At 35.9% G+C, this 12,644-nt stretch carries 15 protein-coding genes, 1 pseudogene and 1 riboswitch; of the genes and pseudogenes, 10 read left to right on the forward strand and 6 right to left on the reverse strand.

Features of this window, described 5'->3' with window-relative positions:
• Nucleotides 1–30: 30 nt before the first annotated feature.
• Nucleotides 31–555: a TetR/AcrR family transcriptional regulator gene (locus tag NX902_RS10455; protein ID WP_095329285.1), complete on the reverse strand. Its 525-nt coding sequence runs from the start codon at nucleotides 553–555 to the stop codon at nucleotides 31–33.
• Between the two features lie 294 nt (nucleotides 556–849).
• Between NX902_RS10455 and NX902_RS10460 the strand changes: the two genes are divergently transcribed.
• From NX902_RS10460 to NX902_RS25825, 4 genes and pseudogenes are all read left to right on the forward strand, one after another.
• Nucleotides 850–1,290: a cell wall hydrolase gene (locus tag NX902_RS10460; RefSeq protein ID WP_047940108.1), complete on the forward strand. Its 441-nt coding sequence runs from the start codon at nucleotides 850–852 to the stop codon at nucleotides 1,288–1,290.
• Between the two features lie 209 nt (nucleotides 1,291–1,499).
• Complete coding sequence (locus tag NX902_RS10465) at nucleotides 1,500–1,934, forward strand: collagen-like protein (RefSeq protein WP_328587981.1); 435 nt, start codon at nucleotides 1,500–1,502, stop codon at nucleotides 1,932–1,934.
• A gap of 223 nt (nucleotides 1,935–2,157) precedes the next feature.
• Nucleotides 2,158–3,012 (forward strand): protein-glutamine gamma-glutamyltransferase, encoded by an 855-nt coding sequence (locus NX902_RS10470; protein ID WP_163186572.1) that lies wholly within the window; start codon nucleotides 2,158–2,160, stop codon nucleotides 3,010–3,012.
• A 280-nt stretch (nucleotides 3,013–3,292) separates the two neighbouring features.
• Nucleotides 3,293–3,364, forward strand: a pseudogene (locus NX902_RS25825) (YjcZ family sporulation protein); the annotation flags it as partial.
• 17 nt (nucleotides 3,365–3,381) lie between these two features.
• Here the strand turns inward: NX902_RS25825 and NX902_RS10480 are convergent.
• Entirely contained in the window at nucleotides 3,382–3,573 is a 192-nt protein-coding gene (locus tag NX902_RS10480) for a hypothetical protein (protein WP_164463867.1), read from the reverse strand.
• Nucleotides 3,574–3,661: 88 nt separating this feature from the next.
• Between NX902_RS10480 and NX902_RS10485 the strand changes: the two genes are divergently transcribed.
• Nucleotides 3,662–4,111 carry an aminoacyl-tRNA deacylase gene (locus tag NX902_RS10485; RefSeq protein WP_163186574.1) on the forward strand — a complete coding sequence of 150 codons (450 nt, stop codon included), beginning with the start codon at nucleotides 3,662–3,664 and terminating at the stop codon, nucleotides 4,109–4,111.
• 61 nt (nucleotides 4,112–4,172) lie between these two features.
• Nucleotides 4,173–5,048: a MerR family transcriptional regulator gene (locus NX902_RS10490; RefSeq protein ID WP_171509547.1), complete on the forward strand. Its 876-nt coding sequence runs from the start codon at nucleotides 4,173–4,175 to the stop codon at nucleotides 5,046–5,048.
• Here NX902_RS10490 and NX902_RS10495 read toward each other — a convergent pair.
• Nucleotides 5,045–5,176 carry a hypothetical protein gene (locus NX902_RS10495; protein ID WP_286167734.1) on the reverse strand — a complete coding sequence of 44 codons (132 nt, stop codon included), beginning with the start codon at nucleotides 5,174–5,176 and terminating at the stop codon, nucleotides 5,045–5,047. The two genes, NX902_RS10490 and NX902_RS10495, sit on opposite strands and share 4 nt — an antisense overlap.
• 58 nt (nucleotides 5,177–5,234) lie before the next feature.
• Between NX902_RS10495 and NX902_RS10500 the strand changes: the two genes are divergently transcribed.
• Both NX902_RS10500 and NX902_RS10505 read left to right on the forward strand, forming a co-directional pair.
• Nucleotides 5,235–5,675, forward strand: coding sequence for an NUDIX domain-containing protein (locus NX902_RS10500; RefSeq protein WP_163186578.1), 441 nt, complete (start codon nucleotides 5,235–5,237; stop codon nucleotides 5,673–5,675).
• Between the two features lie 292 nt (nucleotides 5,676–5,967).
• Nucleotides 5,968–7,191: an IS110 family transposase gene (locus NX902_RS10505; RefSeq protein ID WP_341160714.1), complete on the forward strand. Its 1,224-nt coding sequence runs from the start codon at nucleotides 5,968–5,970 to the stop codon at nucleotides 7,189–7,191.
• Between the two features lie 687 nt (nucleotides 7,192–7,878).
• On the opposite strand, the gene NX902_RS10510 is transcribed toward NX902_RS10505, so the two are convergent.
• Nucleotides 7,879–9,705 (reverse strand): APC family permease, encoded by a 1,827-nt coding sequence (locus NX902_RS10510; protein ID WP_123257515.1) that lies wholly within the window; start codon nucleotides 9,703–9,705, stop codon nucleotides 7,879–7,881.
• Nucleotides 9,706–9,853: 148 nt separating this feature from the next.
• Nucleotides 9,854–9,999: riboswitch (cyclic di-AMP (ydaO/yuaA leader) on the reverse strand.
• A 104-nt stretch (nucleotides 10,000–10,103) separates the two neighbouring features.
• On the opposite strand from NX902_RS10510, the gene NX902_RS10515 reads away from it, so the two are divergent.
• Nucleotides 10,104–10,226 (forward strand): hypothetical protein, encoded by a 123-nt coding sequence (locus NX902_RS10515; RefSeq protein ID WP_123257516.1) that lies wholly within the window; start codon nucleotides 10,104–10,106, stop codon nucleotides 10,224–10,226.
• A 329-nt stretch (nucleotides 10,227–10,555) separates the two neighbouring features.
• Here the strand turns inward: NX902_RS10515 and NX902_RS10520 are convergent, their stop codons facing one another.
• Nucleotides 10,556–11,032: a DinB family protein gene (locus tag NX902_RS10520; RefSeq protein ID WP_163187580.1), complete on the reverse strand. Its 477-nt coding sequence runs from the start codon at nucleotides 11,030–11,032 to the stop codon at nucleotides 10,556–10,558.
• Between the two features lie 91 nt (nucleotides 11,033–11,123).
• Between NX902_RS10520 and NX902_RS10525 the strand changes: the two genes are divergently transcribed.
• Nucleotides 11,124–11,807 (forward strand): ArsR/SmtB family transcription factor, encoded by a 684-nt coding sequence (locus NX902_RS10525; RefSeq protein WP_123259552.1) that lies wholly within the window; start codon nucleotides 11,124–11,126, stop codon nucleotides 11,805–11,807.
• Between the two features lie 535 nt (nucleotides 11,808–12,342).
• Here the strand turns inward: NX902_RS10525 and NX902_RS10530 are convergent.
• Nucleotides 12,343–12,564, reverse strand: coding sequence for a hypothetical protein (locus tag NX902_RS10530; RefSeq protein ID WP_235973399.1), 222 nt, complete (start codon nucleotides 12,562–12,564; stop codon nucleotides 12,343–12,345).
• Between the last annotated feature and the right edge of the window lie 80 nt (nucleotides 12,565–12,644).

Raw genomic sequence — 12,644 nt, forward strand, 5'->3', positions numbered from 1 at the left:
ATAACTAAATTTTAATAAAATAGACGATAGTTAGTCGTCTATTTCCATTAATTTTGGCAAATTTAAAGCTAGTGATATGTTACACAACATTCCACGGGCTAAAAATAATAAAGTTTTTTCAGAGGGGTTAGAGACACCAGCTGTTTGAAAGGCCGTATATACGATGGAATGTACCTTTAAAAACTCCTCTTGCATAAGTGTAACTATATTAGTTTCTCTTATTGTTTGAGCCTGCATTTGTAGCAAGATTTCATTTTCATAATTCCTCATAATTCCTTCATAAGCCTGAATAAGTTCCTTTTCTAGATTTTCTGCAGAAGCAGCTTGGATAACTTGTGTAAAAGCAGCTTGAATTCTAGACCATGATAATTTTAAGGCTTCTTCTAGTAATAGTTCTTTTGAAGAAAAAAAACGGAATATATAAGGCTGAGAAATCTCCGCTTTATTAGCAACCTTCATTGTTGTTGCCCGATAATATCCTTCTTGTGCAAACACTTCGATGGCAGCAGATAAAATTTCATCTCGGCGATTACTTCTATTTTGTTTTTCTTTCAATAAATTCCCATCCTTTTATTTAGTGATTGATCAATTACTAAACAAAATATAATGTATAGTTGGAAAAAAATCAAGCATAAACAGTAAAGATATAAAATCAGTTAGACATGACCTATTCTTAGTTAAAAAAATCAACTTTAAGAGGGGGTGTGGCAGGCAATAAAAAGAAATAAAAAACAGTACATTATAACTGTGACCTACAGAAACCTTTCCCAGCTAATAGGGGAAGCCGATATTTACTTATCAAGGTCTATAAGGTGTTTTTTTCTCATAAAATACTTTGGAGGTGAAAAAATGGCAAGAATAGCATACAGGGATGCAGATATTGATTTAATGGCAAGAATGATGAGAGCGGAAGCGGAAGGTGAAGGAAACCAAGGAATGCTCTATGTCGGAAATGTGATTGTTAACCGTGTTGTTGGAGATTGTTTAGACTTTAAAGATTTACGGACTGTTGAACAAGTCATTTTTCATGTTCAAGGGGGAAATTACTCTTTTGAAGCTGTTCAAAAAGGAAATGTCTTTTATCAAAGAGCAAGAGAATCGGAAAGACGGTTAGCGCTTCAAAATGTGAAATACTGGAGAGATCATCCCGCAAAATTTGCTTTGTGGTACTTTAATCCATATGGCCCTTGTCCATCCACATGGTATGATCAGCCTTTTACTGGTCAATTTAAACAACATTGTTTTTATGAACCAAAGGCCGGAACTTGTGAAAGTGTTTATAGAGGATGAACATTTATAAATAAGCTGAAAATATGCATGTTATTTGCATATTTTTGGCTTTTTTAGAGGGGAAGATTTAAATATACCCCATATTTTAAGCTGCCAAACTAGTTATGGAAGAAAATAGGCATGCATTTATACAACGGATAAGCTACCTAAAAATAAAGAAAACATACAATACTTTAGACATTGATAGAAAATAAGGTGGTTATGTTTGTATGTATAATCAAGAAGTATATCCTACTACGAATGCCTATCAACAATCAGAGAGACTGAATTTTCTATTCCCATCAGCGCCAGGATCTATAGGAACTCCAGGTATCCCAGGTCCTGGATTTGGAGGCCCTGGAGGTATACCTGGATTCGGAGGACCATCAGGTATACCTGGATTACAACCTTCACAAGCTCCAACCGCACCTCCTCCCGCATTTATTCCACAGCAAGCAGCGGCTTCACCATTTGCGATTGATCCAGGTGCCATTAGCTTGTGCATGTTTCGAAATACTTATATATGGCTAAGTAATGGAGATAGCTTTTGGTTTTTTCCTGTTTTCATAGGACCAAGATCTGTAGCTGGTTTTAGATGGAACGGCAGGTTTTGGATGATTTTTGGTATTGATACAAGAAGAATTGTTTCGTTTACATGTTTTTAAATGATTTTTTAGGGTGATGCTTCCAAGCATTGCTCTTTGTTTTGTTTAAGTATACATGCTATTTATACTTTTACAATGCCAATAGCAAAAAAGATTGGGCGAGAAATATCGGTGACAGACTATTTGCTTCTTAATAGCCAATGAGAATTAAGTACATTTTTGAGCGGGAAGGAGAATATCTTAAATTATACCCAGCAAGAAAAAGTGTTGAATGGAGGAGCAAATGATACAAATAGCAGGAACAACCTTTCAGCTTCAAGAAAATTGGCCATTGGATCAAATCGAAAGAAGTATTTTGCAGTACATGCAAGATGATCATAACATCTATTCATATTCTTCTTTAGCGGAATTGCAGTTCGAATTGACAATGCGCAAAAATATCATTAATAGTGCAAGAGCAATGAATGAAACGGAGGCACAGTTTACTGTTTTCGAGCAATCTCGGTGCAACCCTGCTTACTGGCAACTAACTTCGGCTGGGGGGTTCTTACTGAGACCGGATGTGATGCCTTCTGATGCCATTATGGATATTTATTCGAACAGTTCGCTGTATGCATTTGAATGTGCAACTGCTGCTGTTATTATCATTTACCATGCTACACTACAGACGATCGGAAAACGTGCATTCGATACTCATTTTCGAAATCTTTATCTATACAGCTGGCATGTTGACACAGACCTCGGCCTTGTTACGTTCAATTCCAATAGTTTTTTGCCTGGTGACATTGTCTACTTTGAAAATCCCGATTTTGACTTGGCGGCACCATGGTTTAGAGGGCTAAATGCCATACTTCTGGATGATGGGAGATTTTTCGGACATGGCTTTTCCATAAGAACTGATCAGGAAATTATTCAAAATCTTAATGAAATAAGAATACCAGCAAGTAATCGATCTGCCTTTCTGTCAAGTTTGGTAACGAGACCATCATTTACCCATTTATCCAGATTGACCCAGGGGCAGACAAGAAGCACTACGTTCAAACTACAACTACCTGTTGTTCATCATAACCGCAGTTCTATTTCAACTCTAAGGTATCAGAACTATCTAGTGCAGCTTGGATATATGTACAAAGGATAATTTGTTTTTATTCTGCATGGTGGCTGCTGGGTACATACCCATTTTTCAATAGACGGGCTCCATTTTCATTTTTGAGAGTATGATGTAGGGATAGCCTTACTCAAAGAAAGGATGAATGAAAATGTACGCAAACGTAAATGCACCTCCAACTTTTGGTGCAAATGCTGCACCTCAGCCGAATGTATCACCTGAATTTTTTCCGAGTGCGCCATCTTTCCCTACCTATACAGCACCAGCTTTTACAGCGCCCGCCTACGGTTATTGCGCACCAGATTGTCCAAAGAATGACTTTGTTTTAATTGTTGTATTGTTTATTCTATTGATTATTGTAGGAGCATTTATTTGCTTCTAATTACCATGGCGCTTATTTTATAAGCTATAGTAAAGCATTTCCCTAAAAAGTAAGGTAGTGACACTTACTTGATAAGCGGTGCTGATTAATGGTAACAATCGTCTTTGTTCCTTGCCATTAAGGAGAAGAACTGCTAAATCGAAAGAGACAAGGGCAGGAGCACTTGGCCAGACCCAAAAAACAGAACATATATATGAAGTGGTGTGCATTCCTTCTTACAAATAAGGAGTGCTTTTTTTGTTCCTTTCAACCTCAGTCAAATAATGATATAGTAAAGCCGTAATTGGAGGCGCTCATGTGAATGAATTAGAAGGGATTTTAGAAAGAACTGAATGTAGGTATGAAATCGTCCATCATCAAAAACCGATTCTTTCTAGAGAAGATGGCATGAATTATTTTGGGATTGAGGCAGGACAGACTGCTCCCACGTTCATTTTGAAAACAGATAAAGGATACTTTGTTTTTATCATGTCGGATAAGCGTGACAAACTTGATTTGAAAAAAATAGCAATTCTATTAGACTGTAGCAAAGTAAAATTAGCATCTCCAAAGGAAGTTAAAACGGTGACAGGATTTGAGGTTGGTAGTGTTCCGATGGTCGGTTTAGATTTGCCTTGTGTCCTTGATAAGAGTCATTTTAAATATGATTTTGTCTATGGAGGTACAGGAAAAGCTGCATGCACATTAAAAATCGAACCCCAAGCCTTGCAGGAATTAAATCATGTAGTGGCAATATTAGAATCATGAAAAATGAATGATTGACTAACACCTTAGGGGTTAGCTTAAGCTTTAGTTGAGAGGTGGTAGTATGTTAATAAGTGAAGCAAGTCAGATAACAAATTTAACGAAAAAAGCGATTGAGTATTACATCGAACAAAAATTAATCATTCCGAATACGTTAGAAAATGGCTATCGGGATTTTAGCGAAAAGGATATTGAATGTTTAAAGAAAATTTATGTACTTCGGAAACTGGGGCTGAGTACAGAAGAAATTAGGTCCGTGCTTGTTGATAAGACAAACAACACATTACAGAGGATGTCCATCCAAAAAGAATTGACGTTACAGAGAGAACAAGAGAAAAAATCCTTACTGAACGAACTCCGCATTTGTAAAGATTATGCAGTAATAAGTAAGCAGCTGAGAATGATAGAACAGCATGAAACTGTAACGGAAAAGATATTAGAGGCTTTTCCAGATTACTACGGTCGATTTATTTGTCTGCATTTTGCACGATTTTTAAAAGAGCCTATTACTACTGCCGTGCAGGAATCGGCATATGAAGAGATCATTGCGTTTTTAGATAATGTTCCGCCACTTCAGTTAGCGGAGGACTTACAATTATTCTTAATGGAAAGTACAAACAATATGGACACAGAAAGTATGCAGGACATGCTGGCGAATATAAAGCAGTCTATTGAAGATCCTGATCAGTTTTTAACTGTAAGTAAGGATTTTATAGAGCGATACTTGGAGTACATAAAATCTGAGGAATACAAAAATTCTCCCATTAATAAAATCCAACAAATTTTCAAAGAGTTTAATAATACAAGTGGCTATTATGATGTATTTATTCCTGCTATGAAAAAGCTGAGTGCTTCTTATGCAGCATATTGCAAGCAACTGGAATCAGCAAATGAAAAATTATTGTTACAGTACCCAGCATTAGATAGCTTGAAAGACTAAAAGGAGCCATTCTGCTCCTTATCACCTAGTTGATTTATTTTATCTGCTTCTGCCATTATGTTTTGGATTAATATTTTTGCAGATTGTTGTTTAGCTAATCTTGGACTTTGACCAGACCAAAGTGACATAAATTCTTTGTTATTTTTAGAGACAGCGCTTTTTCTAATAGCGCGAGGGGGAGAGAAAGTGTACAGGGTTTTTGGAGAAAAAGTTGATGGACTTGATTATCAAATAAGAAAGGGTGTGTATGCTGTTATTTTTAATGACGCGAGGGATAAGATATTAACTGTGCAGAATTCCAGAGGGCATTATTTTTTACCTGGTGGCGGAATAGAAAATGATGAAAGTTATCAAGAATGTCTAGAAAGAGAAATGCTGGAAGAAACGGGATATAAAATATCCATAGGTACTTTTATCGGTGATGCAAAGAGATATTTTCAATCGAGTAAGAATGAACCATTAATAAACGAAGGATATTTTTACATGGCGAAACTGTTAGAAACAATACAAGAACCTATCGAAAATGACCACTTTATTAAGTGGATAGATATTGGTAGTGTGAAAGGCCAGCTTTTTCACGAACATCATTGTTGGGCAGTGTATCAGGCCTTAAGCAGAGTTGGTTAATCTCTTTCGGCTGAATTAAAGGATTTTTTTCAGTCTATATATTAATAAAAAACATACTAAGATTAATAGCACAAACCAAGGCCATGGTTTGTGCTATTATTTTTTATAATAGAAGTGAAGAAAGGTCGACCACCCTCTGGGATCATTTAGAATCCGTATTAAAAACAGACCAACTTCACCCCTTATTTGAATCAGTTTAGTATGTTGGGTCCGAGAGATCGTGTATAAGAAAATGGAATCGATAAGGTACTGTGAAGACTTCTATGATTGGGTATGAAGGAGTAGATTTTATATGAAACATGTTATCGCACTTGATGTAAGTAAAGGGAAAAGTACCATCGCTATTTATGATAGATATAAGCAATGTGAATTTGAAGGTGAGTTAGAACATACACGTATTGATTTTGAGCAGTTACACCAACGTATTGAGAAAATAACCGCTCTTGATGGACAAGCCCCTGAAATTATATTTGAAGCAACAGGCGTCTATTCAAAATCAGTTGAAAAGTTTCTGCGTGATTACAACCATGCATACTGTCGCATGAATCCACTTGAAGCGAACCTACAAATGACTTCCATGCGTCGTCATAAAACCGACATAAGTGATGCACATGAGTTAGCCAAAACTCATTTTAAAATGGATCGAAAAAAGACGTATGTGCAGGACGATTACTATGAACAAATGCGAGCGACTACACGTTATTATGACGAGGTGGAGGAAGAAATTATTCTTTTACGCAGTCGGATGCATGCGATTTTACATCTATCGTTTCCAGAATTGGAAAAGCTAATTACACCTAGTTCAGCACTATTTTTAAATATTGTGCAGTTGTATCCACATCCAGCACTTTTATTAGCTCATTCAAAGACAATTATTAAAAATCGTTTAAAAAGTAATACACGTAAAAACCTTTCCCTAGAACGTGCCGAGAAAAAAGCTAGCGTGTTATTAGAAGCTGCGGAAAACTCATATCCTGCCATTGAACCAACGGATGTTCGTTGTGATCAAGTACGTGATTATGCAGGATGTATGGCGAATTTAATCGAGAAGAAAGAAAAGCTTGTGAAACAAATGGTGGCTATGTCTGAAGGAAGAAAGGAATATAGAGTATTACGTTCTTTTCCAGGTATTGGCGATACAACAGCGTGCCGACTTATTGGTGAATTAGGTGATATCCGCCGATTTAAAAACGCAAAACAACTAAACGCTTACGTCGGCATCGATGTCATGCGCTATCAATCTGGTAATACTCAATACCGTGATCGTATTAATAAACGAGGAAATAAGAAGTTACGAAAGATTTTATTTTTTATGATTTGTGCAATGCTTATGGCAAAAGGAAAACCTAATCATTTAGTAGACTATTATTACAAATTAAAAACGCAACCCCAGAGGAAGCCTCATAAGGTCGCGATTGTAGCGTGTATCAATAAGTTTCTGAAAGTGACGTTCCAGTTACTAACACACGGCATACTTTACGATTATGAATCAGCACTACCAGATCAAAAATCGTAACTAAGTTCCTATTTACTATAGCACACTGGCCTTTCGAAAAAAAGAAAATCGTGAGGTCTTTTCGTCATGCGGAAATTTAGAGGTATCTGGGAGGGGGCCCCCTCCCAGATACCTCTAAATAAAAACATAAAAGAATTTATTAAAAAACACTTGACTAATCGTAAGAAAAGAGGGTGGGACAAAGCAAAATAAATAATGGATAAAGACGAACAATCTCTAATTTAGTGGTGAATCCAATTCGTTCCATTGCGTTACAGACACTCCCTTTCCGCGGGGAGCAACCTAAGCCTCCTCGGCAAGCCTGTGGGGTCTTAGGCTTTGCTCTATTTCCCGCAGGAGTTGAGTGTCTTCCACTCCATTTCACTCCGTTTTTAAAGAGTATTTCGTTCCAACATTTTTTTCAAAAGAAACTAAATGGAGCAGACTGAATACACGGAGACTCCTATGGGAGCTGCGAGAAAGTCCAAGACCCTGCAGAACGAGGAGGCTTGGCGCTCGCCCCATGGAAAGCGAAGTGTATTCAGGCTGCGGGTGATTACCACATACCTTCTTTCTTAAAATAATAAAAAAACACAAACAATTATACGAATTTTTTTTAGTGTGTACGTATAATTGTTCGGGGTTAGATTTGGTTGAAATACTTATGTCCCACTCTCTTGTAGCTTGAATAGGGACAATTTTGCTATTTTATTTTTTTAAATGATAAGGTACGGTTGTTATTACAACATTTCTTCGGTACAATAAAAATGTTCTAATCAATAAACTAGATTGATTATGAAGGATATTGTGCCAGCCTTTCTTCGGTATAAATTGCGGAATCACCACTGTTACCTGATAGTTTCCTTCTTTTGCTTTATGTTCAATTGTATCAACAAATTTTCTAAGCGGGTTAATAATACTTCGATAATATGAATGAAGTGTCACAAGCCTAATTTCGGGCTGCCATTTATTCCATTTCGCTTCGAATACTTTTTCTTCTTCTCTCTCAAAAGAAACATAAACAGCAATAATTTGTTCGGGTTTAAGTGATTTAACGTAATTTAACGTATTTTCCACGACATGTGTCATTCCTGCTATTGGTACAATCATCACATTTCCCTGAATAGTCAGTGGCGGTTCAGAAGTAGTAAGTCTAAGCTGATCACCAACTGCTAAATAGTGCTTATTTATTTTATAAAAGATAAACACGATGATAGGCAAGAAAATTAAAATCGACCATATTTGCGAGAATTTTGTTATAAAGAATACCATTGTAACGATGAAACTGATCGCTGCACCAATGGTATTAATAATAAATTTCGGTACCCAGCCTTTTGGTTTTTCTCTAAGCCATTTAACCATCATACCACTTTGAGACAAAGTGAATGGGAGGAAAACACCTACAGCATAGAGTGGAATTAAATGCTCTGTTTTTGCGTTAAATACTAATATTAATAGGATGGAAGCTAGACCAAGAATGATTATCCCATTGGAATAACCTAGACGGTCTCCTCTAATGAGAAACATCCTAGGAACAAATTTATCTTTTGCAAGATTAACTGCAAGTAAAGGAAAAGCAGAATATCCAGTATTAGCAGCAAGAATTAAAATCAAGGCTGTAGTTACTTGAATAAAGAAATACATAAAATTACGCCCAAAGACTCCCTCAGCAATTTGAGAAACAACGGTCACTTCTGCTTTCGGTGTGATTCCGTAAAAATAGGCGAGAGTAACAATCCCTGCAAATAATACCGCTAGTAAAGCTCCCATCATGACTAGTGTTTTAGCAGCATTGTTAGGCGCTGGTTTTTTGAAATTAGGAATCGCATTTGAAATTGCTTCGACTCCTGTTAAAGCAGAGCTTCCTGAAGCAAATGCTTTTAATATAATAAATAAGCTGATTCCCGCTACAGGAGTACCGATTGGCGTATGCAATTCAGATGAAACATTTCCGGTTAATATATTATAGATACCAACACCAATTAGAATAAATAATGCTAAGACAAATAAATAAACGGGATAGGCTAATATAGAAGCAGATTCCGTCACTCCTCTCAAATTCAAAACAGTGAGAAGAAGTACAAATGCAATGGCAATCTCTGCGTTATAACCATGTAAAGCAGGAAAAGCAGATGTAATGGCATCTGTACCAGCGGAGACACTTACTGCAACCGTTAAGATATAATCTACTAACAAGGAACCTCCAGCAATTAAACCAGGAGTTACCCCTAAATTGCTTTTGGACACCATGTAAGCACCGCCGCCATTTGGGTAGGCAAAGATGATTTGTCTATAGGATAAGATAAGGGCGCTTAAAAGAATTAATACTCCTATCGCGATCGGTATAGAATACCAAAATGCAGTCGCACTTATTGTTATTAAAACGATTAAAATTTGTTCAGGACCATATGCAACCGAAGATAACGCATCGGAAGATAAAATCGCTAAAGCTTTTGTTTTGTTGAGTTTTTGTTCACCTAGTTCATAGGATTTCAATGGACGTCCAATTAATAATCTTTTAATGGAACCTAACAAGGGAATTCACCGCCTGAGTGTATATGTTATTAATGTTTACTTTGAATAATGTCGCTGCACATCTATTTATTTTTAAAACAAAAAGCCTACAAGCCATTATTAATAGACTTGTAGGCACGTTAATTTTCTTGTGTCACAAGTTCCACCTTCCTTCTCATATTAACGCTTACGAGGTTAGCTGTCGGATTCGGGCCTTGAGTAGCCCTACCTAAAAAAGGATTCACCCCATGGTCATAATAAACGCCCAGTAAAGAATGGTTCCCCCGTACCGTATGGTTTCAGCGATCTAGAAATTTGAAACAACGATATTATCTTACTCTCGTACTTGGGAAATGTAAATAGTTATTTTGTGTAATAATTGTGAAGTTGGAAAAGCTAATTAATAAAGGAGCAATTTTATGAACAAAGAAAACAAATTTATTATTTCAGATGAATTTTTAGATCAATTAGCAAAAGAAATTAATCGACTTAATGGAGATCCGGAAGAGGAAGAAAGTAAAGATGATGAGTCGGAGGGGTAATGGCTTTAAAAAGAAATAAAAGGTATTACAGACTTTTTTACTAAAAGGATGATTTGAATTATTTTATAGGAAAAACATCAAGAAAAAATCACCTGTATATTTGAGAAATAAGGAAAAGAATAATAATAAGCGCGTATCCGGCAAAAAATTTACGAACAAAGTCTGGTTCAACACCGTATCCATATCAGTAAATTAGTTGTTTTCTATCGCGCTTATGTCGGAATGAATAATTTTTTAATACTTACAAACTTTAATTCTCTAAAACTAGCTTGTTTCTGTTTTTCTATATTTACCATAGATATCAAATAACAATATAAAAAAACGGAATATTAATCCCAAATTTGCGGTCGTTCAATCCCCATTGTCCTCATATAACCCAATAACTGTCCTGTATGTACCGATTCATGATAAGCAATACGCAAGAGCATATCCTCAAGTGTTCTAATATAACCAATATCTGAACGGTCAATCATTCCATTTTCCAGCTCGTAATTACTAATTGATTCAATATATGTCAAAAATTCCTCACGATAGGGTTGGGAGAATTTTAATTCTTCCTCAACGGTTGTGAATTCCTTTTGATCGAACGGATTGTGAAAAGAATTAGATTCGATACTGCCTTTGTTAATAAGCATTTGATGATAAAGATACTCTCCTTCAACAACATGTCTAATCATTTCTGCACAAGAAAGGGCTTTTTCATCTGGCTTCCAATTTAGCAGCTGAGGAGGTATTGCTTTCCAAACTTTTATACTTCTACGACGTACCTCTTTAAAATTTAAGATTAATAAATCTGTTTTACCCATTATTTGAATCTCCTTTCAAATTGATATTTAAAATAGTAGCATATAAAAACTTCGGTTATAATCGAACTATCGATGTAAAGGGAGGATGGTCATGGCTATTAGCCCGGATTTTTCATATGTTGCAAAACTAATGGCTGATTCTTCAAGAGCGGCTATGTTGGAGGCCCTTCTTGGACTTGATGGACTTCCAGCAAATGAACTAGCAAGAAAGGCAAACGTTACCTTACAAACAGCAAGTAGCCATCTTTCTAAAATGGTTGAAGGAAAACTGATCCGTGTAGAAAAACATGGCAGACACCGTTATTATAGTCTGGCAAACACCGATGTTGCTAAAGCAATAGAGACATTGATCGTTATAGCTCCACCTGTGCGCATTCGTTCATTAAAAGATTCGTCACGAGCAGAAAAGATTAAAATCGCTCGAACTTGTTATGATCATTTGGCAGGGAGACTTGGTGTAAAGTTAACGGAAGCCTTTATTGTAAAAGGATATATGATCGAGGATCAGGATAATTTTAGTATAACGGAAGAGGGAGAAACGTTTTTTCGTGATTTTGGAATTGATCTTGACACTTTGAGAAATAGAAGAAGACATTTCGCTAGAAAGTGTCTGGACTGGAGCGAAAGGCGTTATCATCTAGCAGGGGCATTAGGTCATGCAGTTTTATTAAAGTTATTAGAACTTAATTGGATTGAAAAGCTGCCTGATCGAGCAGTGAAAATTACCATTGAAGGAAAAGAAAAATTATATAGCATCCTAGGTATCGAAATATAATTTATCTAGCCTTTTTTGTTTGGTGATATATACAAATAAAGTAGTTATGGAGCATTTAGATGATTTCTAATAGATACAATAAGGCGGAAAGAAAGGATAAAAGCTCTGCTTAAAAAAATGGTAGAATTCTTTTATTTTCATACCATTTGTAGGATCACAATTGAAACTAAAAGTATAAAAAGTGATTCGTTTAAATTAAAAAGCCTCTCATTAATGTTAATGGGAGACTTTTGCTGTATCCATGAAATAACAGCATGAAGGGAATGGATAGAAGTTTACCGCTGTTTATTCAGCTTGAGCTGTTTTCTATTTTCAAAATAATATTGAAGAAAATATAACAATGGTGCTTTTACAAAGAAATACATAAAAAATTGAGCATGATTAAATCGAACCAATGAATAATATTTTATGTTCTTTGCGAGTGATGAGAAAGGGAATGCAAACAAGGCGTTTACAATTGCATTGATTAAAAGATATTTTTTGAAATTCCCATATGCCAGCTTAAGCGTCCACAAAGAGATAAAGATAAATGGCCCTAAATTGAATGGAAATTCGTTAAACTTGTATGAATTTGGTTTATTATAGAAAACCCACCACCTACGTTTTTCCCAATTCGTGCTGTTAAAATTTCGATGACACCGATTAGTAGTGTTGCTGGAAAAAATCTTTTTATATCTCGAAAGCCTATAAGCGTTAACGAGAACCATGACAGAACAAGCATTAAGATATTGAATAACCGTTGTAGTTGTATTGACATCCGAGAATCCTCCCTGTTTTTTATAGGATTCTTTTTAAGATTATTTATTATTCATAAAAATATCCCTATATTTCTAATGA

This window comes from Niallia sp. FSL W8-0954, assembly GCF_038005605.1.
In the GTDB taxonomy this organism is placed as follows: Bacteria; Bacillota; Bacilli; order Bacillales; family Cytobacillaceae; genus Niallia; species Niallia circulans_A.

What these genes read in the sequence shown, in the direction of transcription:
- NX902_RS10470 (WP_163186572.1), top strand. Translation starts at nt 2,158, where the DNA reads ATGATACAAATAGCAGGAACAACCTTTCAGCTTCAAGAAAATTGGCCA.
- NX902_RS10460 (WP_047940108.1), top strand. Translation starts at nt 850, where the DNA reads ATGGCAAGAATAGCATACAGGGATGCAGATATTGATTTAATGGCAAGA.
- NX902_RS10515 (WP_123257516.1), top strand. Translation starts at nt 10,104, where the DNA reads ATGAACAAAGAAAACAAATTTATTATTTCAGATGAATTTTTAGATCAA.
- NX902_RS10525 (WP_123259552.1), top strand. Translation starts at nt 11,124, where the DNA reads ATGGCTATTAGCCCGGATTTTTCATATGTTGCAAAACTAATGGCTGAT.
- NX902_RS10530 (WP_235973399.1), bottom strand. Translation starts at nt 12,564, where the DNA reads ATGTCAATACAACTACAACGGTTATTCAATATCTTAATGCTTGTTCTG.
- NX902_RS10520 (WP_163187580.1), bottom strand. Translation starts at nt 11,032, where the DNA reads ATGGGTAAAACAGATTTATTAATCTTAAATTTTAAAGAGGTACGTCGT.
- NX902_RS10490 (WP_171509547.1), top strand. Translation starts at nt 4,173, where the DNA reads ATGTTAATAAGTGAAGCAAGTCAGATAACAAATTTAACGAAAAAAGCG.
- NX902_RS10465 (WP_328587981.1), top strand. Translation starts at nt 1,500, where the DNA reads ATGTATAATCAAGAAGTATATCCTACTACGAATGCCTATCAACAATCA.
- NX902_RS10480 (WP_164463867.1), bottom strand. Translation starts at nt 3,573, where the DNA reads ATGCACACCACTTCATATATATGTTCTGTTTTTTGGGTCTGGCCAAGT.
- NX902_RS10505 (WP_341160714.1), top strand. Translation starts at nt 5,968, where the DNA reads ATGAAACATGTTATCGCACTTGATGTAAGTAAAGGGAAAAGTACCATC.
- NX902_RS10495 (WP_286167734.1), bottom strand. Translation starts at nt 5,176, where the DNA reads ATGTCACTTTGGTCTGGTCAAAGTCCAAGATTAGCTAAACAACAATCT.